The sequence below is a fragment of the Phaeobacter sp. JH20_29 genome (assembly GCF_048056175.1).
In the GTDB taxonomy this organism is placed as follows: domain Bacteria; phylum Pseudomonadota; class Alphaproteobacteria; order Rhodobacterales; family Rhodobacteraceae; genus Phaeobacter; species Phaeobacter bryozoorum.
Genome location: NZ_JAYMWO010000013.1, coordinates 351,809 through 375,975 on the forward strand (window position 1 = coordinate 351,809; position 24,167 = coordinate 375,975).

At 59.1% G+C, this 24,167-nt stretch carries 22 protein-coding genes and 1 tRNA gene; 14 read left to right on the top strand and 9 right to left on the bottom strand.

Annotated elements, in window-relative coordinates:
• The first annotated feature begins 90 nt into the window (after positions 1 to 90).
• Positions 91 to 2,400, top strand: coding sequence for an ATP-binding protein (locus VWZ85_RS11410; RefSeq protein WP_340545533.1), 2,310 nt, complete (start codon positions 91 to 93; stop codon positions 2,398 to 2,400).
• A gap of 66 nt (positions 2,401 to 2,466) precedes the next feature.
• Here VWZ85_RS11410 and VWZ85_RS11415 read toward each other — a convergent pair whose 3' ends face one another.
• Positions 2,467 to 3,060: a gamma-glutamyl kinase gene (locus VWZ85_RS11415; protein ID WP_416588332.1), complete on the bottom strand. Its 594-nt coding sequence runs from the start codon at positions 3,058 to 3,060 to the stop codon at positions 2,467 to 2,469.
• Positions 3,061 to 3,264: 204 nt separating this feature from the next.
• Between VWZ85_RS11415 and recA the strand changes: the two genes are divergently transcribed.
• The 3 genes from recA to VWZ85_RS11430 all read left to right on the top strand — a co-directional run bounded on the left by recA (position 3,265) and on the right by VWZ85_RS11430 (position 7,574).
• Positions 3,265 to 4,332, top strand: coding sequence for a recombinase RecA (gene recA / locus VWZ85_RS11420; protein WP_340545535.1), 1,068 nt, complete (start codon positions 3,265 to 3,267; stop codon positions 4,330 to 4,332).
• Between the two features lie 224 nt (positions 4,333 to 4,556).
• Positions 4,557 to 7,208, top strand: a complete 2,652-nt coding sequence (gene alaS, locus VWZ85_RS11425; RefSeq protein WP_416588333.1) for an alanine--tRNA ligase — start codon at positions 4,557 to 4,559, stop codon at positions 7,206 to 7,208.
• A gap of 78 nt (positions 7,209 to 7,286) precedes the next feature.
• Positions 7,287 to 7,574 carry a DUF1330 domain-containing protein gene (locus tag VWZ85_RS11430; protein WP_340545537.1) on the top strand — a complete coding sequence of 96 codons (288 nt, stop codon included), beginning with the start codon at positions 7,287 to 7,289 and terminating at the stop codon, positions 7,572 to 7,574.
• 108 nt (positions 7,575 to 7,682) lie between these two features.
• On the opposite strand, the gene VWZ85_RS11435 is transcribed toward VWZ85_RS11430, so the two are convergent.
• The 6 genes from VWZ85_RS11435 to VWZ85_RS11460 all read right to left on the bottom strand — a co-directional run bounded on the left by VWZ85_RS11435 (position 7,683) and on the right by VWZ85_RS11460 (position 12,810).
• On the bottom strand, positions 7,683 to 8,264 hold the full coding sequence (locus VWZ85_RS11435) for a VOC family protein (protein WP_416588334.1): 582 nt from the start codon (positions 8,262 to 8,264) through the stop codon (positions 7,683 to 7,685).
• Between the two features lie 118 nt (positions 8,265 to 8,382).
• Positions 8,383 to 10,203 carry a translational GTPase TypA gene (gene typA, locus VWZ85_RS11440; protein WP_340545539.1) on the bottom strand — a complete coding sequence of 607 codons (1,821 nt, stop codon included), beginning with the start codon at positions 10,201 to 10,203 and terminating at the stop codon, positions 8,383 to 8,385.
• A gap of 147 nt (positions 10,204 to 10,350) precedes the next feature.
• Positions 10,351 to 10,686 carry a DMT family transporter gene (locus VWZ85_RS11445; RefSeq protein WP_340545540.1) on the bottom strand — a complete coding sequence of 112 codons (336 nt, stop codon included), beginning with the start codon at positions 10,684 to 10,686 and terminating at the stop codon, positions 10,351 to 10,353.
• A 57-nt stretch (positions 10,687 to 10,743) separates the two neighbouring features.
• Entirely contained in the window at positions 10,744 to 11,916 is a 1,173-nt protein-coding gene (locus VWZ85_RS11450) for an HD domain-containing protein (RefSeq protein WP_416588335.1), read from the bottom strand.
• Positions 11,909 to 12,157 (bottom strand): hypothetical protein, encoded by a 249-nt coding sequence (locus VWZ85_RS11455; RefSeq protein ID WP_416535948.1) that lies wholly within the window; start codon positions 12,155 to 12,157, stop codon positions 11,909 to 11,911. The genes VWZ85_RS11450 and VWZ85_RS11455 overlap by 8 nt, the downstream gene beginning before the upstream one ends.
• Entirely contained in the window at positions 12,157 to 12,810 is a 654-nt protein-coding gene (locus VWZ85_RS11460; RefSeq protein WP_340545543.1) for an alpha/beta hydrolase, read from the bottom strand. Before VWZ85_RS11460 ends, VWZ85_RS11455 begins: the two co-directional genes overlap by 1 nt.
• Positions 12,811 to 12,998: 188 nt before the next feature.
• On the opposite strand from VWZ85_RS11460, the gene VWZ85_RS11465 reads away from it, so the two are divergent.
• From VWZ85_RS11465 to VWZ85_RS11505, 9 genes are all read left to right on the top strand, one after another.
• Positions 12,999 to 13,457: an Rrf2 family transcriptional regulator gene (locus VWZ85_RS11465; RefSeq protein WP_340545544.1), complete on the top strand. Its 459-nt coding sequence runs from the start codon at positions 12,999 to 13,001 to the stop codon at positions 13,455 to 13,457.
• Between the two features lie 122 nt (positions 13,458 to 13,579).
• Complete coding sequence (locus VWZ85_RS11470) at positions 13,580 to 14,623, top strand: cysteine desulfurase family protein (RefSeq protein WP_416535947.1); 1,044 nt, start codon at positions 13,580 to 13,582, stop codon at positions 14,621 to 14,623.
• Positions 14,624 to 14,638: 15 nt separating this feature from the next.
• Complete coding sequence (gene sufB / locus VWZ85_RS11475; RefSeq protein ID WP_340545546.1) at positions 14,639 to 16,162, top strand: Fe-S cluster assembly protein SufB; 1,524 nt, start codon at positions 14,639 to 14,641, stop codon at positions 16,160 to 16,162.
• A 38-nt stretch (positions 16,163 to 16,200) separates the two neighbouring features.
• Positions 16,201 to 16,515 carry a heavy metal-binding domain-containing protein gene (locus VWZ85_RS11480; protein ID WP_014874650.1) on the top strand — a complete coding sequence of 105 codons (315 nt, stop codon included), beginning with the start codon at positions 16,201 to 16,203 and terminating at the stop codon, positions 16,513 to 16,515.
• 67 nt (positions 16,516 to 16,582) lie between these two features.
• The gene (sufC, locus tag VWZ85_RS11485; protein WP_340545548.1) at positions 16,583 to 17,338 is read left to right on the top strand and encodes a Fe-S cluster assembly ATPase SufC; all 756 of its coding nucleotides are present in this window, start codon (positions 16,583 to 16,585) and stop codon (positions 17,336 to 17,338) included.
• Complete coding sequence (sufD, locus tag VWZ85_RS11490; RefSeq protein WP_340545549.1) at positions 17,339 to 18,619, top strand: Fe-S cluster assembly protein SufD; 1,281 nt, start codon at positions 17,339 to 17,341, stop codon at positions 18,617 to 18,619.
• Complete coding sequence (locus tag VWZ85_RS11495; protein WP_340545550.1) at positions 18,619 to 19,104, top strand: YIP1 family protein; 486 nt, start codon at positions 18,619 to 18,621, stop codon at positions 19,102 to 19,104. The genes sufD and VWZ85_RS11495 overlap by 1 nt, the downstream gene beginning before the upstream one ends.
• Complete coding sequence (locus tag VWZ85_RS11500; RefSeq protein WP_340545551.1) at positions 19,101 to 19,682, top strand: YIP1 family protein; 582 nt, start codon at positions 19,101 to 19,103, stop codon at positions 19,680 to 19,682. The genes VWZ85_RS11495 and VWZ85_RS11500 overlap by 4 nt, the downstream gene beginning before the upstream one ends.
• Positions 19,675 to 20,895 carry a cysteine desulfurase gene (locus VWZ85_RS11505; RefSeq protein WP_416588338.1) on the top strand — a complete coding sequence of 407 codons (1,221 nt, stop codon included), beginning with the start codon at positions 19,675 to 19,677 and terminating at the stop codon, positions 20,893 to 20,895. The genes VWZ85_RS11500 and VWZ85_RS11505 overlap by 8 nt, the downstream gene beginning before the upstream one ends.
• Positions 20,896 to 21,054: 159 nt before the next feature.
• Here the strand turns inward: VWZ85_RS11505 and VWZ85_RS11510 are convergent, their stop codons facing one another.
• Both VWZ85_RS11510 and VWZ85_RS11515 read right to left on the bottom strand, forming a co-directional pair.
• The gene (locus tag VWZ85_RS11510; RefSeq protein WP_416540182.1) at positions 21,055 to 22,713 is read right to left on the bottom strand and encodes a UDP-N-acetylglucosamine-peptide N-acetylglucosaminyltransferase; all 1,659 of its coding nucleotides are present in this window, start codon (positions 22,711 to 22,713) and stop codon (positions 21,055 to 21,057) included.
• Positions 22,714 to 22,950: 237 nt separating this feature from the next.
• Positions 22,951 to 23,040, bottom strand: a tRNA-Ser gene (locus VWZ85_RS11515).
• A 152-nt stretch (positions 23,041 to 23,192) separates the two neighbouring features.
• Here VWZ85_RS11515 and VWZ85_RS11520 point away from each other — a divergent pair.
• Positions 23,193 to 24,011, top strand: a complete 819-nt coding sequence (locus VWZ85_RS11520; RefSeq protein ID WP_416534945.1) for a DUF2059 domain-containing protein — start codon at positions 23,193 to 23,195, stop codon at positions 24,009 to 24,011.
• The last annotated feature ends 156 nt before the right edge of the window (positions 24,012 to 24,167 follow it).

Consider the following 24,167-nt stretch of genomic DNA (forward strand, 5'->3'; position numbering starts at 1 on the left):
CGCTATATGCAAGCCATACGCTGCATTCTTAACGCAGTTTTAACTTAATTCGTCTCGATATAAGCAGATCAATTCATCGAGGGAGCCGCAATGAACGGTCGCCAAGCTTCACCCGTTCCCCAATTGCGCGTCTACACGCCAGAACACGCTCGTCTGGCGGCGGTTTTGCTGTTGTCGGCCATGGTCATCACGGCGCCCTGGCTGCTACAGACCCCGGACTGGATCACCCGCGGGCTGGTCACGGTTGGCCTGACGCTGATTGCGGTGGCCCTGATGATGCTGATACAGGCCCGCACACGTCTGCGCGCACGGGCGGTGGCGACAGCGCTTCTTACCGGCTTTATCGACAAGGATGCGACCGCAACCTTCGTTTGTGACGATGACGGTATGATCCATGCTTCGAACGGGGCCGCTCGCAAGCGTTTTGCCGATGTTGATACCGAAACGCTGGCAGGGACGCTGCGGTCCATCCTGGCCAATCCTTCGGCCGTGCTCTTTCGGATGCAGAGCCGCGCGCGTGTCGATGGCGCGGCGCGCGAGGATATCGTGACGCGACGCGGCCATGTGCGGCTGGCGGTCCATCAGATGCAGGGCGGCAGCTTTCTGTGGCGGGTCGAAGAAATCACCGATCGTCCAACAACCAGCCGTGGTGCCGATGCGGTGCCGATCCCGATGCTGACCATTGGCCGGACCGGCGCCGTCCTGTTCATGAATGAAGCCGCGCGCAGCCTGATCGGGGAACGGGTCAAATCCACTGATCGTCTCTTCCCCTCGCTGCCGGTGCTGTCCGGGCAGATCAACACGATGAGCACCAAAAGCGGGCTGATCGAGGTTCTGGTCTGCGAGAAGAACCGCAGCCAGGGGCGGAGCGAACTGTATTTTCTGCAGCTGGATGCCAGCGAAGCCTCGGTCGGTCAGGCCTCGCTCGAGAGCTTGCCGGTTCCCTTCGTCAAGGTGGATCCCAAGGGAACATTGCTTTCGGCGAATAAGATGGGGATGCACCTGCTTGGTATCAGCTCCTGCGGCAACCTGAATATCGGCCAGCTGATGGATGGACTTGGCCGTCCGATGTCGGACTGGCTGCGCGATACCGCCGAGGGCCAGGCCTCGCATAAATCCGAATTCCTGCGTCTCACCCGCCGTGACAAGGAAGTCTTTGTTCAGGTGACACTCACCCGTGTGATCGAAGAGGGTGAGACCGTTCTGATTGCGGTCTTGAACGATGCCACCGAGCTGAAGACGCTTGAGGCGCAGTTCGTTCAAAGCCAGAAGATGCAGGCGATTGGTCAGTTGGCCGGCGGTGTGGCGCATGATTTCAACAACCTGCTGACAGCCATCTCCGGGCATTGCGACCTGCTGCTGCTGCGGCACGATCAGGGCGACCAGGATTTCGGCGACCTGATCCAGATCCACGAGAATGCCAACCGCGCGGCCGCTCTGGTCAGCCAGCTCCTGGCCTTCTCACGCAAGCAGACGCTGCAGCCCGAAGTGCTGGATGTTCGCGATACCCTGTCGGATCTGACCCATCTTCTGAATCGCTTGGTTGGTGAGAAGGTGACATTGACGCTCAGCCATGATCCGGTGATGCGGTCGATCCGCGCGGACAAACGGCAGCTGGAGCAGGTGCTGATGAACCTGGTGGTGAACGCACGTGATGCGATGCCACAGGGCGGCGAGATCCGTATCGAGACCGAAGCGGTGGTTCTGGATGAACCGCTGGAGCGCAACCGTGCGGTGGTCCCCGCCGGTGACTGGGTCACTGTCAAAGTCTCCGACGAGGGGGTCGGTATCGCGCCGGATAAGCTGCAGAAGGTGTTCGAGCCGTTTTATACCACCAAACGGACAGGTGAGGGGACCGGTCTGGGTCTCTCAACCGCCTATGGGATTATCAAACAGACGGGCGGCTACATCTTTGTCGACTCGATCAAGGATCAGGGGACTCAGTTCACTCTGTTCTTCCCTGTCAACACGCAGCCCGAACCAGAAGCCACAGTCACCGTGAACCCAGCTGCCAAACCGGTTGCGGCACAGCACGGCGAGGGGGTTGTTCTGCTGGTCGAAGACGAAGCGCCGGTGCGGGCCTTTGCCTCGCGGGCTCTGCGGATGCGCGGCTATACGGTTCTCGAAGCCGAATCCGCTGAGGACGCGCTGCGCACACTCGAAGATCCGGGTCTGACCGTTGATGTCTTTGTCACCGATGTGGTGATGCCGGGAATGGATGGGCCGAGTTGGGTGCGTGAGGCGCTGAAGACACGGCCCGACACCCGCGTCGTCTTTGTCTCGGGCTACGCCGAGGGGGCCTTTGGCGAGGCAGAGCCATCGGTGCCGAACTCGGTGTTCCTGCCCAAACCCTTCTCGCTGAACCAGCTGACCGAAACCGTCCATGAGCAGCTACACTAGGCAGTCCCCCCGGAGCGGCCCGGGGTGGCGTCTGTCGCCCCTTTTGGCCGGTCGCCCGCGTGTCTCTTAGGTCAGGCTGTCATAAAGGTCGAACTCCGCCGCGCGTTTACGTCGGACAATCTCCAGCGCTGCCTCGCTTGGGCGTAACTGCGCTTTCGGGCTGACATTCAGTCTGGGCAGGTCGATGCGGGTCTGTAGCCGCTCCTGTAGAAATGACTGCAGAGCCTCTGGGGCCTCGTAGCGAAACAGATGAGTGACCGCGCAGCCATTGGGCTGCGGCTCGAGGAATTTCGCCTGGCTGCCGACGTCGGCATGGGCTGGCGGCTTGCCCTTGCAGGCGTCTCGCAGAAAATCGTCAAAACTGATGGTTTGGGTGCTGTTGGGATGATCGCGCAGATCGTCGCGCTGACGAAACCGGTACCAGCTGCCCAGCCAGCTGACAGGTTCACGCATGACGGCAACCAGCTCCATCTCGGCGTCACAGACCTTTGCCAGCATCGGGCGAATCCAGCGATTGTAGCGATAGACCGGCGCGTGTTTCAGCTGCGGCGGATTGGCAAACACCATGTCGGCACGGCTGGCCAGAGCGGCGTGATAGGCGGTTGTCCCGGTTTTGGGCACGCTCAGCAGAGCCAGCCGTTCCTTGAAAAAGATGAGCATAGCGTGAAATTTCCGCAGCAAATGATCGGTGTCTCCCTTGGATAACACTCTCTTAACCCTCTTGGCCACCAGATCGGTATGGGAGTGATCATGTAAGATTTCCGTTGCAATGTTCTCTTTTTGATCTCATATAGAACAAGAGGCGAACAAAGCAGTGATTGCCGCCCGGTCGCGGGTGTGACACATAGAAAGGGACAAGGGACTATGGCGGATCTTTTGACCATGAAAGACAATAAGAAGAGCGGCGACAAACAAAAGGCGCTGGACAGCGCTCTGGCGCAGATTGAGCGGCAGTTTGGCAAGGGCTCGATCATGAAGCTGGGCGATGGTAATCCCCTGGCCGAGATTGAGGCCTCTTCAACGGGATCGCTGGGGCTGGACATTGCGCTTGGCATTGGCGGTCTGCCGATGGGCCGCATTATCGAGATTTACGGTCCCGAAAGCTCGGGCAAGACAACGCTGACTCTGCACTGCATTGCAGAGCAGCAGAAGAACGGTGGCGTCTGCGCCTTTGTGGATGCGGAACATGCGCTGGACCCGCAATATGCGGCGAAACTGGGTGTTGACCTTGATGAGCTGCTGATCTCGCAGCCCGACACCGGCGAACAGGCCCTGGAAATCACGGACACTCTGGTGCGGTCCGGCGCGGTGAACATGGTGATCGTGGACTCCGTGGCAGCCCTCACTCCGAAATCGGAGCTGGAAGGCGACATGGGCGACAGCAATGTGGGCGTCCAGGCTCGCCTGATGAGCCAGGCGATGCGCAAGCTGACCGGCTCCATCAGCCGCTCCAAATGTATGGTGATCTTCATCAACCAGATCCGCATGAAGATCGGTGTGATGTTCGGCTCGCCGGAAACTACGACCGGTGGTAACGCACTGAAATTCTACTCCTCGGTGCGTCTGGACATCCGCCGCATCGGCGCGATCAAGGACCGTGACGAGGTGGTCGGCAACGCAACCCGCGTCAAGGTCGTGAAGAACAAGGTGGCGCCTCCGTTCAAACAGGTTGAATTCGACATCATGTATGGCGAAGGCATCTCCAAGATGGGCGAACTGCTGGATCTGGGCGTAGCGGCTGGTGTTGTCGCGAAATCCGGGGCCTGGTTCTCCTATGGCGATGAACGGATCGGGCAGGGGCGTGAAAACGCTAAGACATACCTGCGAGAGAACCCCCATATCGCCTATGATATTGAGGATAAGATCCGCGCGGCGCACGGGCTGGAGTTCCACCGTCCTGACGGCGCCGATGACGATATTCTGGAAGCCTGACACAAGGCTGATGACGCCTCTTGCCGGGTGATGAAAAGGGCAGCGGTTGCTCGATAAACACCGGCGCAGGCTGAAAAATCTGATCAAATCAGGGCGTGGATCACTCCGCGCCCTTTTTCATGCGGGTTTCACGGCGCCTTTCCGCACCGCAGCGCTGGACAGGCTCACTGGGGCCGGATACATCTTCCCGAACCGCTGAGACAGCCAGCCGAGAGATCCCGATTATGCCGACGCTCAATGATATTCGCTCCACCTTCCTGAACTACTTTGCCAAACAGGGGCATGAGGTGGTTGACTCCAGCCCTCTGGTGCCCCGCAACGACCCGACCCTGATGTTCACCAACTCGGGCATGGTGCAGTTCAAGAACTGCTTTACCGGCGTGGAAACCCGCGACTACAAGCGCGCGACCACAGCGCAGAAATGCGTGCGCGCCGGCGGCAAGCACAACGACCTCGACAACGTCGGGTATACCGCGCGCCACCACACGTTTTTCGAGATGCTCGGCAACTTCTCCTTTGGCGACTATTTCAAGCATGAAGCGATCCCCTTTGCCTGGGAGCTGATCACCAAGGAATTCGATATTCCGAAGGACCGGCTCTACACCACCGTCTATCACACCGATGACGAAGCCTTTGAGATCTGGAAAAAGATGGGTGTGCCGGAGGAGCGGATCATCCGCATCGCGACCTCTGACAACTTCTGGCAGATGGGCGACACCGGTCCCTGCGGTCCCTGCACCGAGATCTTCTACGACCACGGCGACCACATCTGGGGCGGCCCTCCGGGCTCGCCGGAGGAAGACGGCGATCGTTTCATCGAGATCTGGAATCTCGTTTTCATGCAGAACGAGAAATTCGCCGATGGCTCAATGGTCGATCTTGAGATGCAGTCTATCGACACCGGTATGGGTTTGGAGCGGATCGCGGCGTTGCTCCAGGGCACCCATGACAACTATGAAACGGATCTGTTCAAGTCGCTGATCGAGGCGTCCGCGAACGCGACGAACACCGACCCATTCGGGGATCACAACGTGCATCACCGGGTGATAGCGGATCACCTGCGCTCCTGCTCCTTCCTGATTGCCGAAGGCGTGCTGCCGTCGAACGAAGGTCGCGGTTACGTGCTGCGCCGGATCATGCGCCGGGCGATGCGTCACGCCTCGCTCCTGGGCGCCACCGATCCGGTGATGCACAAGCTGGTGCCATCGCTGGTGCAGAAGATGGGTGCCGCCTATCCTGAGCTTGGCCAAGGCCAGGCGCTGATCGAAGAAACCTTCGAGCAGGAGGAAACCCGCTTCCTCAAAACGCTGGACCGTGGCCTGAAACTGCTGGACGAAGCCTCGGTCGATCTGGACAAGGGCGACGTCCTACCGGGTGAGACTGCGTTCAAGCTCTATGACACTTATGGCTTCCCGCTCGACCTCACTCAGGACGCCCTGCGCGCCAAGGAGATCGAGGTCGATACCGATGGCTTTGATGCGGCGATGAAGGAGCAGAAGGAGAAATCCCGTGCTGGCGGCATCGGTCTTGGCGAAGCGGCGGATGTGAAGGTCTATTTCGACATTGTTGACGCGGTCGGTGCCACCGACTTTCTGGGTTATGAGACCGAGAAGGCTGAAGGTCAGATCATGGCCATGGTCAAGGACGGTGCTCAGCTCCAAACCGCCGCTAAGGGCGACACGGTGCAGATCATCCTGAACCAGACGCCGTTCTACGGTGAAAGCGGCGGTCAGGTTGGCGACAGTGGCGTCCTGACCGTTGAGGGCGGTGCAGCCCGCATCACCGACACCAAGAAAGTAGAGGGGCTGTTCCTGCACATCGCCGAGGTGACCGAGGGCGACATCGCCGTCGGGCAGGGTGCTGCGATGGAAGTGGATCACGACCGCCGCAGCAAGATCCGCGCCAACCACTCGGCCACCCACCTGCTGCACGAGGCGCTGCGCAACGCGCTTGGCGAGCATGTCGCGCAGAAGGGCTCGCTCAATGCTGCGGACCGGCTGCGCTTCGACTTCAGCCATAACAAGGCGATGAGCGCAGAGGAACTGACCAAGGTCGGCGCCGAGGTGAACGATTTCATTCGTCAGAACACGCCGGTTTCGACCCGGATCATGACCCCGGATGATGCGCGCGCGCTAGGTGCGCAGGCGTTGTTTGGCGAGAAATACGGCGAAGAGGTCCGCGTTGTCTCCATGGGCCGCGCAGCGACGGGTAAGGGTCAGGACGGCGATACCTATTCGATTGAGCTGTGCGGCGGCACCCATGTGAAGCAGACCGGTGACATCGGCACCTTTGTCATTCTGGGCGATAGCGCCTCCTCAGCCGGCGTGCGCCGGATCGAGGCGCTGACCGGTGCGGCAGCGGTGCAGCATCTGGAGCGTGAAGCAGGCCGTATGGCCGAGGTTGCAGGCGTCCTGAAGGCCCAGCCGGCCGAAGTCATGGACCGCCTGAAAGCCTTGATGGACGAACGCAAGGCGTTGCAGAATGAGGTGTCCCAGCTGAAACAGCAGGTCGCCATGGGCGGCGGCGCGGCAGGCGGATCCGCAACCAAGGAAATCGGCGGTAAAACCTTCCTCGGGCAGGCGCTGGAAGGCGTCTCTGGCAAGGATCTTCGCGGGTTGATAGATGCCCACAAGCAAAAGATCGGCTCAGGCGTGATCCTGTTGATTGCCAATGATGACGGCAAGGTCGCGGTCGCCGCGGGTGTCACCGACGATCTGACCGGCGAGATCTCTGCCGTAGATGTGCTGAAAGCGGCGGTTCCGGCTGTTGGCGGGAAGGGCGGCGGTGGTCGTCCCGATATGGCGCAGGGCGGCGGCAAGGATTTCTCCGGCGCCGAAGAGGCGATCAAGGCGGCCGAGGCTTTGCTGGCAGGCTGACCAACTGGTCAAAAAAACCTTGGTCTTTCCCGCAATCTGCCTAAGCTGCCGGGAAGATCATCACCAAAGGAGGCTCAGATGCCCGCACTCTGGATTGCGCATGTTACCGTCACCGATGCCGAGGCCTACGGCAAATACGCCGAGCTGGCGGGACCGGCCGTTGCCAAACACGGAGGGCAGTTCATTGCCCGTGGCGGTCGGTTTGTACAGTTGGAAGGCAAGGAACGCCCGCGCAATGTGGTAGCCCGCTTTCCCAGCGTCGATGCGGCGGTGGATTGCTACAACAGCCCAGAATACCAGGAGGCGCTGAGCCATGCGCGCGACGCCTCCGAGCGGGAGCTGATGGTGGTCGAAATCACCGAATGAGCGCGACATACCTGCGCGTCGGATCCCCTAAGGGACGATGCCGCCAGGAACGATGAAAGAGCGGCTTCTGGCCGCTCTTTTTTCATTTGCGCCAGCCCGGCCGGTCGATCAATAGGGATCGCGTGGCGCGCGGTTATCCGACAGCGAGGGCTGGCGCTGCTGAACAAGCTGCTCAATCGCCTCGGCCAGATGGATCTCCTGAATATGGGCGTCCCCTGCGGCCACCCGGACACGATGGGCGGTGATCATCACATCGGCGTGGGAGCATCCCATTGGCGGTTCGAATTTATAGCAGGCAAGCTCGATCAGAAGCCCCATCGGGTCCTTGAAGTAGATCGATTCCATAAATCCCCGATCCTTTGGTCCTGAATGCCCGATGCCGCGTTCGTCCAGCCGCTCGACCGCCTGGGCAAATGTCGCCTTTGAGACGTTGAAAGCCAGATGATGGACGCATCCCGGCTCCGTCGGGGTGCGGCGACGGTCAGCTGTACGGCGCTTGTTGGTGAAGACGGTGATCAGGCGCCCATCGCCGGGATCAAAATAGAGATGCCCCTCGTCCGGGTCATCCAGATTGGGCTGGTCAAAGATGAAGGGCATCCCAAGGACACCTTCCCAGAAATCAATGGATGTCTGCCGGTCAGCGCCGGTCAAGGTGATGTGGTGGACGCCTTGAACCTGTAGCTTGCGCATGCTGTCTCTCCCTGGTTAAACGCCTGATTTTGCAAAGGGTAGCACGCAGGCGGCAGATAGCAAAAAGGCCGCCCATATTGCCGGGCGGCCTTTGTTTTTTCCAGCTGAACTGTCAGGATCAGGCGTTGGCGCGGGCCATCCGCTTGCGCTCATGCGGATCCAGGTAGCGCTTGCGCAGACGCACGGAGTTCGGGGTTACCTCTACCAGCTCGTCATCGTCGATATAGGCAATCGCCTCTTCCAGCGAGAGCTTCATCGGCGTGGTCAGACGTACGGCATCATCGGTGCCGGAGGCGCGGACGTTGGTCAGCTTCTTGCCCTTCAGCGGGTTCACTTCCAGATCATTGTCGCGGCTGTGCTCGCCGATGATCATGCCGGTGTAGACGTCTTCCTGTGCGCCGATCATCATCTTGCCGCGCTCTTCGAGGTTCCACAGGGCGTAGGCCACCGAGGTGCCGTTCTCCATGGAGATCAGAACACCAGCGCGACGGCCGGGAATGGACCCTTTGTGCGGGGTCCAGCCGTGGAACACACGGTTCAGAACGCCGGTGCCGCGGGTGTCGGTCAGAAACTCGCCGTGATAGCCGATCAGACCGCGTGAGGGGACATGCGCGATGATGCGGGTCTTGCCAGCGCCTGCGGGCTTCATCTCGACCAGTTCACCTTTGCGGTGGCCGGTGAGTTTCTCGATCACAACGCCGGAGTATTCATCGTCAACGTCGATGGTGGCCTCTTCGACGGGCTCCATGCGAACGCCGTCTTCTTCCTTGAACAGAACCTGCGGGCGCGAGATCGACAGCTCGAAGCCTTCGCGGCGCATGTTTTCGATCAGAACACCCATCTGAAGTTCGCCGCGACCGGCCACCTCAAACGCTTCGCCACCGGGGGTGTCGGAGATCTGGATCGCGACGTTGGATTCTGCTTCCTTCATCAGGCGATCACGGATCACACGGGACTGAACCTTTTTGCCATCGCGACCGGCCAGCGGGCTGTCGTTGATGCCAAAGGTCACGGTGATGGTCGGCGGGTCAATCGGCTGGGCGGGCAGCGCTTCGGTCACCGAGGTATCCACCAGCGAGTCGGCCACGGTGGCCTTGGTCATCCCCGCGATGGAGACGATATCGCCGGCCTCCGCCACGTCGATGGCCTGCTGACCGAGGCCACGGAACGCCAGCACTTTTGTGCAGCGGAAGTTCTCGATCAGCTCACCGTCACGGCTCAGCGCCTTGAGGCTGTCGCCAGCCTTCAGGGTGCCGGATTCAACGCGACCGGTCAGAATACGGCCCATGAAAGGATCCGCGCCCAGCGTGGTTGCCAGCATACGGAAAGGCTCGCCTTTTTGCTCGATCTGCTTTGGGGCGGGGACGTGTTTGACGATCAGGTCAAACAGCGCAGAAAGATCCTTGCGCGGGCCGTCCAGCTCCATGTCGGCCCAACCGGCGCGACCGGAGGCATACATGGACGGGAAATCCAGCTGATCATCATCTGCACCAAGGTTGGCAAAGAGGTCGAAACACTGATCCAGCGCGCGGTCAGGCTCGCCGTCGGGCTTGTCGACCTTGTTCACAACCACGATCGGGCGCAGACCAAGGGCCAGCGCCTTGGAGGTCACGAATTTGGTCTGCGGCATCGGGCCTTCGGCGGCGTCAACCAGCAGCACCACCCCGTCGACCATCGACAGGATCCGCTCGACCTCGCCGCCGAAATCGGCGTGGCCGGGAGTGTCGACGATGTTGATCCGGGTGCCGTTCCACTCCACCGAAGTGGCCTTGGCCAGAATTGTGATGCCCCGCTCGCGTTCCAGATCGTTGCTGTCCATGGCGCGTTCCGCCACAGCCTGGTTTTCGCGGAAGGCGCCGGATTGTTTCAGAAGCTCATCAACCAGGGTGGTTTTCCCGTGGTCCACGTGAGCAATGATCGCAATGTTGCGCAGGTCCATGACGTCAGCCTTTGTAAGGAAGTTGACGCGCGCATAGCGTGATCGTTGGCCAAAGACCAGAGGAAATACATCTTTTTGCGCGCGCAGGGGCGATCCGGTGGGTCGTCCGGCTGCGTGCGGCCATTCGGTGACGCGCCGGTTGCGCCGTCAGTGGCCGGTTGTGCTGGAGAACAGATGGATCACCAGAATCCCGGCAAGGATCAACAGCAGCCCCAGAACCGCTGGCAAATCAAGCCGTTGGCCAAAGACGACCCAGCCAATGATGGCGATGAGGAAAATCCCGAGGCCGGACCAGATCGCGTAGACAATCCCGACCGGCATGTGGCGCAGCGTCAGGGCCATCAGATAGAAGGCCAGCCCGTAGCCGACCACCACCAGCAGTGACGGGCCAAGCCGGGTGAATTGCTGACTGGCCTGTAGCGCAGTGGTGCCAATGGTCTCTGCCGCAACCGCGAGCACAAGATAGAGATAATGGAGTGGCATGATCAGGCCTCCGCTGAGGATGGGCTGCGCGCGGAACCAGCCCGCGCAGCGCCGGGGTCAGGCGCTGGTATTTTCGGCAAACCAGGGAGCGACAGCAGCGCGCACATGATCCCAGACCGCCGGTGCCCCACGGGCGACCTTGTGGCCGACACGGGCCTCCAGTTGCTCCAGCGTGACATTATACGCGCGCCAGCTGCCGCCGCCTGACATCAGGTTCAGCAGCACAGGCTGTACCCGGTCAATCGCCTTGGCATAGATCGCTTCGGGGCTTTCGGCGGCTTCGAATTCCGTCCAGATACGGTGAAAGACCTCGCCCTGCGCGGCGGGCAACAGGCCGAAAATCCGTTCTGCGGCGGCTTGTTCATTGGCGGCAATCGCGGCCTGTTCAGCCTCCGACAGGGTTGCGTGGATCGGCACATCGCCTGCGTCGATCTCCACGATGTCATGCAGCATCAGCATCTGCAGCACCCTGGCCATGTCGACGGGCGCGTGGCTGTGCTGGGCCAACACCCAGGCATAGAGCATGATATGCCAGCTGTGCTCGGCCGAGTTTTCGCGGCGGCTGCCATCGGCAAGCGTCGTTGCGCGCAGGACCGTCTTCAGCCCGTCGACCTCATTTAGGAAGCTGAGGGGTGCGGTGAGCGCATCCTGTGGCTGCAAGCCTTCCAGGTGGGCGACGGCGTGGTGAAATACCTCGGGAAAGGCGTCCTGCAGGGCCGCAGCGCGTCCGCCAAAGAGATTGCCGCGCACCACCTCGATATGTGCCGCAGGCACGTCTTCGTTGTAGAGCGTCTGGAAAATCGGCTGGCAGTGGTCAATCCGCTTTGCCCATTGGGCGTCAGGTGTCTGGCTGGCCTCGAACTCGCGCCAGAGCCCATGCAGAAAAGCTGATTGATCGGCTGGCAGGAGCGAGAACAGCCGGGTTGCGGCCACCGCTTCGGCGCTGGCAACCGCCTCCCAGTCGACATCCCCATCAATCGGGTGATCGCCTGCGTCGATCTCGACGAGATCATGCAGCAAAAGCATCTGTACAACCCGTTCAACCGAGACATCAGCAGGCGCAAACGGGGCCAGCACCAGCGCATAAACCGCCAGGTGCCAGCTGTGTTCGGCGGAGTTTTCGCAGCGTGAGCCATCCAGGATCAGGTTCTGACGCTCCACGCGGCGCAGCTTGTCCGCCTCCAGCAAGAAACGGAACTGGCTGGCAAGCCGCGTCGATTGGTCAGTCATTCTCTGGGGCCCTGGATGCGATCTTGGCCTTGGCGGCGCTGATCTTGCTGTTGAGAAAGGCACGCGCTTTGCGCTCGGCAAGGCGGACCCGCATTTCAGTGAGGAAGGCTTCCTCAAGCGACTGAGACGCTGCCCCCAGAACCTCGCTCACCTCCATGTAAAGGCGCTCTTCGCCAGTGGCGTCCTGAACCTTCAGCGTGTCGGCGGCCAGTTTCTGGGCCAGCGTCTCGATCGTGCTCATCAGCGGGAGCTTTCTGTCAGCCGCCGTTTCACATAGTCGGAGACATTGCTGATCATCGGATCCATATAAGGGTCCTGGAAGAAGTGATCGGCGCCTTCAACTTCGGTATGGGTTATGGTGATCCCCTTCTGCTCGTGCAGCTTGTTCACCAGGTTTACCGTATCGGCGGGCGGCGCCACGCGGTCTGCGGTGCCATTGATGATCAGACCCGAGGAGGGGCAGGGCGCCAGAAACGAGAAGTCATACATATTGGCTGGCGGTGCCACCGAGATGAAGCCGGTGATTTCCGGGCGGCGCATCAACAGCTGCATACCGATCCAGGCCCCAAAGGAAAAACCGGCGACCCAGCAATGTTTGGAGTTGTTGTTCATCGACTGGAGGTAATCCAGCGCCGATGCCGCGTCGGACAATTCGCCAACACCCTGATCATATTCGCCCTGCGACCGGCCAACGCCGCGGAAATTGAACCGCAGAACCGTAAAGCCCATGTTGTAGAACGCATAATGCAGATTGTAGACGACCTTGTTGTTCATCGTGCCGCCGAACTGCGGATGCGGATGCAGAACGATGGCAATCGGGGCGTCTTTTTCTTTTTGCGGGTGATAGCGGCCTTCCAGGCGGCCTTCGGGTCCGGGAAAAATGACCTCAGGCATGGGTGGGTGGATCCTACTCTTATTTTCGGGGATGCCGACTGGAATACTTGACGAATTCCGTAAGGCACCTTAGAACGGTTCTAATTGATGGCAGAGGTCAAGTTTCGCTGCCGTCTCGCTGAGATACGCATTGCAGCGTTCAAGGTCAATCTTTTCGCTGTGCCGCCAGGGTCGGAGGATTTGAAAATATGAAACTTTCGACCAAGGGACGCTATGCAATGGTGGCGCTGGCAGATATCGCCTTGCAGCCGGAGGGCAGTCTGGTGGTGTTGGGCGATATCTCCAAACGTCAGGATATTTCGCTGCCCTATCTGGAGCAGCTGTTTGTGAAGCTGCGTCGGAGCGGGCTTGTGGTCTCTGTGCGCGGTCCGGGTGGGGGCTACCGTCTTGCGCATCCGCCCTCTGACATTCGCATCGTCGATGTGCTGAGCGCAGTTGATGAAACGGTTGATGCGATGCACAAGGGCGCAGGCGCATCCGGTGCCTTGTCCGGGAGTCGCGCGCAATCGCTGACCAACCGCCTCTGGGAAGGGCTGAGCGCCCATGTCTATGTGTTCCTGCATCAGACCCGCCTGTCTGACGTGATCAAGAACGATCTGGCGCCATGTCCGGCGGTGCCCAGCCTGTTTGCGGTGGTCGACGACTGACGGCCCGAGATATCCGCCCCTCTAACCCCGGCGCGGCCTGCGCTGTTTCGTAGATTTAAGAACGCCCTCGTTACAGCATCCTGATGGGTGCGAGGGACAAGACAGAAGGATCCGCAGCGCCGATGTCGCGTGTCTATCTTGACCATAACGCCACCACGCCGCTTTGCGATGCTGCAAAGGCCGCGATGGTTGCCGCGATGGAGGTTTGCGGAAATCCTTCTTCCGTTCACGCCGAAGGCCGTGCCGCCAAGGCGCTGGTTGAACGCGCGCGGGCGCAGATTGCCTCGGCTTTTGGGGCAGATGGCGCTGATATCGTGTTCACCTCCGGGTCGACAGAAGGGGCCGCGCTGGCAATGAGCGGCCGCGATCTGCATGGTGCAGCAGTTGAGCATGACGCCGTAAGGTCCTGGTCTGTCGAGGATTTGCAGGTTTCACCTGATGGCGCTGTTGCGGTGATTGATCCGCAGCGCTCCTCCGTTCAATTGGCCAATTCTGAAACCGGCGTCATCCAGAAGCTGCCCGAAGGGCTGGCGGTGACCGATGCGACGCAAGCCTTCGGCAAGCTGCCTGTCGCCTTCAATTGGATGGGGGCCACGATGGCGCTGATCTCGGCGCATAAACTGGGCGGGCCAAAGGGCGTGGGCGCGGTGGTCCTGAAACGGGGAACCGATCTGGCGGCGCAGATCACCGGCGGCGGTCAGGAGATGGGGCGTCGCTCCGGCACGGAAAATGTCGTAGGGATCGCGGGGTTCGGAGCGGCCGCGGAAGCTGCGGCAAGGGCGCTGGCGGATGGTGTCTGGGAACGTGTGGCAGAGCTGCGCGACACAATGGAGGCCGCCCTTGCAGCGGGCAGCCCTGACACTATTTTTGTTGGGACATCAGCGGCGCGCCTGCCCAATACCAGTTGTTTTGCCACGCCGGGCTGGAAGGGCGAAACCCAGGTCATGCAGATGGATCTGGCCGGATTTGCCATCAGCGCCGGCAGCGCCTGTTCCAGCGGCAAGGTCCGCGCCAGCGCGGTGCTCACCGCCATGGGATATGACGAGTTAACCGCCCAGAGCGCCGTGCGCGTCTCGCTTGGGCCGAACACAACAGAAACGGATGTGCTGCGCTTTGCCGAAAGCTGGTGCGCCAAACAAAAGAAACATCGCGCCCGGGTGGCGTGAGTGCAGGAGATGACCATGACAGCATTGGATGATGTTCAGGTGAAAGAAGGCGTTGACCAGGAAACGGTCGATGCGGTCCGCGAGGTGGGCGGCGCCTATAAATACGGTTGGGAAACCGATATCGAGATGGAATACGCGCCCAAGGGCCTGACCACCGATATCGTGCGGCTGATCTCGGAAAAGAACGAGGAGCCGGAATGGATGCTGAACTGGCGGCTTGAGGCCTATGATCGCTGGCTTCAGAAGGAAGAGCCGACCTGGGCGATGGTCGACTATCCTGAAATCGATTTCCAGGACCAGTATTACTATGCCCGTCCGAAATCAATGGAGGTGAAGCCAAAGTCGCTGGATGAGGTCGACCCAAAACTGCTCGCTACCTACGAAAAGCTCGGTATCCCTTTGAAAGAACAGATGATCCTTGCGGGCGTCGAGGGGGCTGAAAACATGCCCGCCGAAGGTCGCAAGGTCGCAGTTGACGCGGTGTTCGACTCCGTTTCGGTCGGCACCACCTTCCAGGCCGAGCTGAAAAAGGCAGGCGTCATCTTCTGCTCGATCTCCGAAGCGATCCGCGAACACCCCGAGCTGGTAAAGAAATACCTCGGCACCGTGGTTCCGGTCTCCGATAACTTCTATGCCACGCTGAACTCCGCGGTATTCTCTGACGGCTCCTTTGTCTACGTGCCGCCGGGTGTGCGCTGCCCGATGGAACTGTCGACCTATTTCCGCATCAACGCGGAAAACACCGGTCAGTTCGAGCGCACCCTGATCATTGCCGATAAAGGCAGCTATGTCAGCTACTTGGAAGGCTGTACTGCACCGGCCCGCGATATCGCGCAGCTGCACGCAGCTGTCGTGGAGATCATCATCGAAGAAGACGCCGAGGTGAAATATTCCACCGTCCAGAACTGGTATCCCGGTGATGAGAACGGCAAGGGTGGCATCTACAACTTCGTGACCAAACGTGCCGACTGCCGCGGCGACCGCGCCAAGGTGATGTGGACACAGGTGGAAACCGGCTCTGCGGTGACCTGGAAATACCCTTCCTGCATTCTGCGCGGCGAGGAAAGCCAGGGCGAATTCTACTCGATCGCCATCGCCAACAACATGCAGCAGGCCGATACCGGCACCAAGATGATCCATCTGGGCAAAAACACGAAATCCCGCATCGTGTCCAAGGGGATCTCTGCCGGCAAGGCGCAGAACACCTATCGCGGGCTGGTGTCGATGCACCCGAAGGCGAAGAACTCGCGCAACTACACCCAGTGCGACAGCTTGCTGATCGGTGACAAATGCGGGGCGCACACGGTTCCCTATATCGAGGTCAAGAACAACTCGTCGCGCGTGGAGCATGAGGCGACCACCTCCAAGGTAGATGACGACCAGCTGTTCTACTGCCGCCAGCGCGGCATGGACGAGGAAGAGGCGGTGGCCCTGGTGGTGAACGGCTTCTGCAAGGACGTGCTGCAGGCGCTGCCGATGGAGTTCGCCATGGAAGCGCAGCAGCTGGTTGCGATCTCGCTGGAAGGGTCTGTCGGGTAATGGCAGGCCCTTGGGCATCATCGCGAGGAAACAATAAAATGATCATCACAACCACACCAAACGTCGAAGGTTACCAGATCGCCGAATACAAGGGCATCGTGGTGGGCGAGGCGATCATGGGCGCCAATGTGGTGCGCGATGTCTTTGCCTCGATCACAGACATCGTCGGCGGCCGCTCCGGTGCCTATGAAAGTAAGCTGCAGGACGCGCGCGAGACCGCGCTGGCAGAGCTGGAAGACCGTGCGCGGGCCAAGGGCGCAAATGCGGTTGTCGGCGTCGACCTGGATTACGAGGTGGTAGGCCAGTCCATGTTGATGGTCTCTGCCAGTGGAACAGCCGTAGTGATCGGCTAAGGAATTCGTCCTACGGGGCACAGAAACAACCGGGGCGATGCTCCGAAGAGATATAAACGAGGAAAAAATGCTCGAAATCAAAAACCTGCACGTCAAACTTGAAGAAGAGGACAAACAGATCCTCAAAGGTGTCAACCTGACCGTTGAGGCTGGCAAGGTACATGCCATCATGGGGCCGAACGGCTCTGGCAAATCGACCCTCTCTTATGTGCTGTCTGGTCGCGATGGCTATGAGGTCACCGACGGCGCGGCGACGCTGGCTGGCGAAGATCTGCTGGACATGGAGCCGGAAGAGCGCGCCGCCGCAGGTGTGTTCCTCGCGTTCCAATACCCGGTCGAGATCCCAGGTGTCGGCAATATGACCTTCCTGCGCACTGCCGTAAACGCGCAGCGCAAGGCGCGTGGCGAAGACGAGCTGAGCGCCTCCGACTTTCTGAAGGAAGTGCGGGCCAAGGCAAAGACCCTGAAAATCGACGCCGATATGCTGAAGCGCCCGGTCAACGTCGGCTTCTCCGGCGGCGAGAAAAAGCGTAACGAAATCCTACAGATGGCGATGCTTGAGCCAAAGATGTGCATCCTCGATGAGACCGATTCCGGTCTGGATGTCGATGCGATGAAACTGGTTGCCGAAGGTGTGAACGCCCTGCGCGACGAAGGCCGCGGCTTCTTGGTGATCACCCATTACCAGCGCCTGCTGGACCACATCAAACCCGACGTCGTTCACATCATGGCAGACGGCCGCATCGTAAAAACCGGCGGTCCCGAGCTGGCGCTGGAAGTCGAAAACAACGGGTATGCCGATATTCTGGCAGAGGGTGTGTAAATGGCCGCTCCTGAAAGAAAACAAAGCGAAACCGAGGCACGGTTGGCGGCGCTGACCATGCCGGAGGGTGGCTGTCTGGCCGAGGCGCGCCATGCGGCGTTGTCGCGGGTTCAGACACTGGGCCTGCCGAACCGCCGCGATGAATACTGGAAATACACCCGCCCGGACACACTGACCGCCGCCGTGGCACCAAAGGCCGCAGTTTTTGATGCTGGCGAAGCACCGATGTTCAACGAATTTGATCGCATCAAGATCGTGTTCGTTGACGGTGTCTTTGATGCCGATGCCTCTGACGATCTGTCGCTGGAGGGCATCAGCATTGATCGCATCGCCGATATCTGTGACAAAGATATCCATTGGGCCAAGGACTTGTACGGCGTTCTTGAAGCGCGCGGACAGACGCCTGTTGCCCGCCCTCTGGCGGCGCTGAACACCGCATTTGCCAGCGATGGTGTCGCCATCCGTGTGACCGGCAGCCCGTCCAAACCGGTCAATCTGATCTACCGTCACGCGGCAGAAGAGTCAGACGCCATCCTGCATCACGTGATCCGTGTTGAAAGCGGGGCATCAGCGACCATTCTGGAAAACGGCCCGGCTGCATCTCGGTTCAACAAATGTATGGAAATCGACGTTGCCGACGGCGGGTCTCTGCATCTGGTGCGGGCGCAGGGGCGTGATCATGAGCGCCGGGCTGCAACGCATCTGTTTGCACGCCTCGGTACTGAATCCGTGTTCAAGGCATTCACCCTCACGGTAAACGGCGTGCTGACGCGCAATGAGGCGGTGATTGAACTGACCGGCGATGATGCGGTCGCGCATATCGCAGGCGCCTGTGTCGGTGATGGTGATTTCCACCACGATGACACCGTCTTCATCACCCATGATGCGGTGAACTGTGAGAGCCGCCAGGTTTTCAAGAAGGTTCTGCGCAACGGGGCAACCGGTGTTTTCCAGGGCAAAATCCTGGTCAAGGAAGGCGCGCAAAAGACTGATGGATATCAGATTTCTCAGTCTCTTCTGCTGGATGACGACAGCCAGTTTCTGGCCAAACCCGAGCTGGAAATCTACGCCGATGATGTGGCCTGTTCGCATGGCTCCACCTCAGGCGCAATTGACGAGGAGGGTCTGTTCTACCTGCGGTCGCGCGGCATTCCTCAGGCTGAAGCAACCGATCTCATGACCCTTGCCTTCCTTGCTGAAGCAGTTGAGGAGATCGAAGACGCCGATGTTGCGGCAAGCGTTGTGGACCGGCTGGAAGGCTGGCTGGCCCGGCGCCGCTGATGTCCGTCAGTCAGGACATCGTTGCCACCTACAGGGGGCCGCGCAGGGTTTATGCGCGGCGTCTGGCCATGGGGCTGCGTGAAGATCGGCTGCTGGCCATGCTCATGGCCGGCTGCGCTCTGGCGTTCATTGCTCAGATGCCAGCTCGGGCGCGTGAGGCGCATCTGAGCGGGCAGGAGCTGAACATGCTGCTGGGCGGCTCGCTGCTGGCGCTGATCTTCATTGCGCCGCTGCTCCTCTACGGGGTGGCCTTTCTGGCGCATGGCGTCGCGCGGATCTTTGGCGGCTCTGGCGACAGCGCGCAGGCACGTCTGGCCTTGTTCTGGGCGTTCCTCGCGGCTGGTCCGCTGATGCTGTTGAACGGGCTTGTCGCGGGATTCATCGGCCCGGGGCTGGAGCTCAATCTGGTTGGCGGGCTATGGTTTGTGCTGTTCCTGTGGTTCTGGGGCAGCGGGATGGTTCAGGCGTATTGGGGCAAAGAATGATCCCTTATCAGTCACTTGCGGGCCTTACCTTCAGCGCTCCCACAGCGGCGGCGCGGGTTCTTCTGTCCGTTGACTGGCCGCGCCGGGTGCTTGTTCTTGCCTTGCTGTTGACGGCGGTTGTCAACACGATGATCCTTCAGCTCGCCGATCTGATCCTTCCGGGCAACATCGCGGTACTGGCCGCCATTCAACCCCTGTACTATGCCGGTGCTGTTTTTGCGCTGCATCTGGCCGTGACGGCGCTTCTGACCTGGACCGGTCGCTGGATTGGCGGCAAGGCGGAGTTCAGCGATATTCTGGCGGTCAATGTCTGGCTGAATGCCGTGCAGATCGCGCTTTTGGTGGCGGTGATGCTGCTGCATCTGGTGCTGCCGCTGGCGGCATCCTTGATCGCCTTGCTCGCGAATTTCATGATGCTGGCAATCTTTCTGCTGTTTATCAAGGAAGCGCATCAGTTTACATCCATCTGGCGGGCCATCGGCTCGGTTCTGATGTCGGCGGTTTTGATCGTCATTCTTCTCTCTCTGCTTTTGGGGGCGCAGGCCCCGGCACTACTGGGGCTTCCCGACCATGTATGACGTCCAAAAAATCCGCGCCGATTTTCCGATCCTGTCTCGTCAGGTGAATGGCAAACCGCTGACCTATCTGGACAATGGCGCATCGGCACAGAAGCCCCAGGTTGTAATTGACGCAATTACGCGCGCCTATTCTGAGGAATACTCAAACGTTCACAGAGGGTTGCACTATCTCTCTAATCTAGCGACCGAGAAATACGAAAGCGTTCGGGGCACCATTGCACGGTTCCTGAATGCGGGCGACGAAAATACCATCGTCATGAATTCAGGGACCACGGAGGGGATCAACACGATCGCCTACGGCTGGGCCATGCCGCAGCTTCAGGCCGGGGATGAGATCATTCTCAGCGTGATGGAGCATCACGCAAATATCGTTCCATGGCATTTCCTGCGTGAACGTCAGGGCGTGGTTCTGAAATGGGTGGAGACAGCAGCCGACGGAAGCCTCGATCCGCAGGCCGTGCTGGACGCCATCGGTCCAAAGACAAAGCTTATTGCTGTTACCCAATGTTCCAATGTCTTGGGCACCATCGTTGATGTGAAAACCATCTGCCATGAGGCACGCCAGCGCGGCGTTGCGGTTCTGGTTGATGGCTCGCAGGGGGCGGTTCATCTGCCCGTGGATGTGCAGGATATGGGCTGTGATTTCTATGCGATTACCGGTCATAAGCTCTACGGGCCGTCCTCTTCCGGTGCCATCTACATTCGCCCGGAGCGCATGGCTGAAATGCGCCCCTTCATGGGTGGCGGCGACATGATCAAGGAGGTTGCCCGCGATCAGGTGATCTACAATGACGCTCCGATGAAATTCGAGGCTGGCACGCCCGGCATCGTACAGATGATCGGACTGGGTGTTGCGCTGGATTACATGATGGCTATCGGCATGGAGAATATCGCAGCCCATGAGGCGGCGATCACCGCCTATGCCAGCGAACGGCTGAACGGTCTGAACTGGGTCAATATCCAAGGTCAAGCCGCTGACAAGGCTGCTATTTTCAGCTTCACCCTGGAAGGCGCGGCACATGCACATGACATCTCGACCATTCTCGACAAGAAGGGTGTCGCGGTACGCGCAGGACAACATTGCGCCGGACCGCTGATGGATCACCTTGGCGTTGCGGCGACCTGTCGTGCGTCCTTTGCCATGTATAACACCAAGGACGAGGTCGACGTGCTGATCGAGGCGCTGGAACTGGCCCACGATCTATTTGCCTAACAGCGATCTGGTGGTCTGACTGACATAGAGATTTCGATTTTCTAATGTAGCCGTAGCAGTTGATCCGCGCGGTCATGGGCCGGGTGATACATCGAAGTCTATGTGTGTTGATATCTCCCGCACGATCCTACCTTTTGTATCAGAGCCGGATCGTGAACCTCACGTTACGGGTGTGTTCAGTGATGCCTCATAAATCGTTCGAAGAACCTCTTCGAAGTCTTTTGTCCAACCCTTGGTGTCGAATAGCGGGAGTGCGTAGCGGTTTTCACTAAGGTGCCTCTTGAGCCGGTGCATTTCCTCTGGGTCTTGTGCCAGGCTAACGGCCTTGTCGATGAAGTGTTTTTCTGACTTCACAGATAGTTCTGGAAGACCTGCGGCATTTAGTATGCTTGTCGCTACCCGCGCGGAAAACTGTTTTCCGTAGATAGTAAGGATTGGAACACCTGCCCAGAGCGCATCAGACGCAGTTGTGTGAGCATTGTAGCTGAAGCAATCAAGACAAAGATCGACCTGTGAAATCCTGTCCAGATGTTCCGACTGAGGTAACACCGTACAAGGTATTATCCGCTCGGGGCTGACACCAAGAGCGCGCGCTTTGTCGAAAATAGCGGCAGAGTTGTCTTCCTTACCGGTGTAGAATAGCAAAACTGAATCTGGAGCACGTTTCAGGACTTTCATCCAGGCCGAGAACTCGCGAGGGCCAACTTTGTAGGTGTTGTTCAAATTTGCAAAGACGAACTTGTCGTCTGGAAGACCATAGCGTGACCGGCTGTTTTCAGGCTTTGGAACATAGCGGCAATTGCTGTTAGGCTGGTAACAGGTCGGCATTCTAACGATGTCTTCACTGTAAAATTGTTCGTCTTCTTCGGGTACTGTGATGTTATCTGCGATCATATAGTCCATCGTGGCCATTCCAGATGTCCCTGGAAAGCCTAGGAATGACACCTGAGCCGGTGCGGCCCGGACTGCGAATATCTCTTGCTTTGCATCGGCGGTGTCGCCTTTCAGATCAACCGCGACGTCGACGTTATCATCAATCGCCAGCTGAGCGATTTCTTCAGCTGTCAGCCGTGATACATCCCGATATATATCGGCAAATTCCCGTATGAACCTATTTTGCCGCGACCGTTCGCGCGGCTTGATATCGTAGACAAAGAACTGGAATTGATCGCGATTATGGGCTTTGAGCGCTCCTTCGAATAGATGCATCGTTGCATGTTCATGGAAGTCGCTGGAGAAGTAGCCAATTCGTATTTTATCGCCTGGTTGATGCGGTGGCACCGTCTTGCCCGCAGAGTGCGGTGCCCGCGCATAGGCATTTGTTAGCTGGCTCTGTGGGTTATCAATATAGGCGAGCAGCGCCAGAGGATCGAAGGCGTGACCGTTCTGTATAATCCTCAGAATTGTGGACGCCTCTTGCTTATTATCTTCCCAAGATAGAAATTGTCTTCGAAGCCGCATGACCAACGGCAGTGCAATAGGGCTGTTTGCGTCGATAGAAAGGGCGACCTCCAGCATTTCAAGCGCATCCCGGTCAAACCCGCCATCTTTCAAGCGTGACCCAAGTGCGGCTATGAAAACCGAATTTGTCGGCGCAAGTGATAGGGCTTTCCTCTGCAGCTTGATCGCGTCTTGAATGCGCCCGGATTGGGAAGCAACAACTTCCGCAAGATAGTGATAGCTGAGTGCTGTCTGACCCTCGCATTCAATCGAACTGCGCATCAGTGTTTCAGCCTCTGAAAATTCGCCGTTTCTCATCAGCAAGACAGCGCGATTGTATATCGGGCTGTCAAATCCCTTTGGGAATGCAACGGTCACAACGCAACTCCTGCCCTTGCTCTCCCTTGTTTTTATATAAAATTCTTAAGAACCCGTTATGATGGGCGGATTAACGCTCCTCGATCGTGCTGTGGTGTTTTGATGGTGACCGACCGGCATATCTACGTACCACCCCCTGGAGAGGCATTGGTTGAGGGCCAATACATGCGGGGTTATCCTGTAAGAACTGCACTATCCCCTTAGAAATTATCGGTTTCATGAATTTCAGGGGAACAATGGCGGAGAGACAGGGATTCGAACCCTGGGTTCCCGTGAAGGAACAACGGTTTTCGAGACCGCCCCGTTCGACCACTCCGGCACCTCTCCGCGGGGGGTGAGGGCCGTTTAAAGTGGAAAGCTTGGGCGCGCAAGGGGGGATTTTGCGCTTTCTGCAGGAAATCGGAATTTTCATTGTCTCGCGCGATAAAACCCTTAGATTTCGTGGTATGAAACAGCTTTCACCCCTCCGAAAACTTCTGATGCAACCGCTCTTGGGCCTTGTTCTTGCATCGTTATTTGCATTCTCCGGCGCGCAGGCAGCGGATCGTGACCGGGTTGTCGCGTTCCTTGAAACAACTGGTTTTGACGTCGCGCTGGACAGTATCGCACTCTCGGCTGAGATGGCACCGGGTATGCTGGGTGTTGATGCCGGTGATTTTGGCGCAGCCTGGGTAGAGCTGTCGCAGGATGTCTTTGACCGCAGGGAAATGCGCGAGATCGCCCTTGGCATTCTGGAGGAAACGCTTGAGGAGGACGCGCTGTCCCACGCGGCGGAGTTCTACGCCAGCCCGTTGGGCGCACGTCTGGTGAAAGCGGAGAACGCCTCTCACATGGTGGAGGATGACGAAACCAAGCAGCAGGCGGGCATGCGCATTATCTCCGATCTGGTGGCGGACGGCAGTGATCGCCCGCATCTTTTTCAGCGCATGGGGCTGGCGCTGGATTCCGATGGTACCGGAGTGAAGGCGGTGCAGGAGATCCAGTTCCGCTTCCTGATGGCTGCCAGCGCGGCTGGGGTGATTGACCTGCAGCTCGATGCAGATGGGCTGCGTGCATTGATGAAGGAGCAGCAGGCGTCGACGCGGATGGCGATGCAGGCGGCCAATCTGGCAGCCAATGCCTATACCTATCAGGGGTTCAGCGACGCAGAACTGGAGCAATATATCGCCGCGCTGGAGCATCCGTTGATGCAGCGGGTCTATGAGCTGCTGAATGCGGTTACATTCGAGATCACCGCCAACCGCTTTGAACTTCTGGCCTATCGTCTGAAGGGGCTTGAACCGGCGCAGGATCTGTAAGGGGCAATCCGCGCCCGAAGTGTGAAACATCCCTGCAAAACACGGCGCGACACTGGCCACTGGCGTAGGGGGCAGCGCAGGGTTGACACGCTGCTCAATTCGCCGCATAAGCCCGCATCCCGGCCCGGATTCCCTGTGCCGGGGTTTATTTGTCAT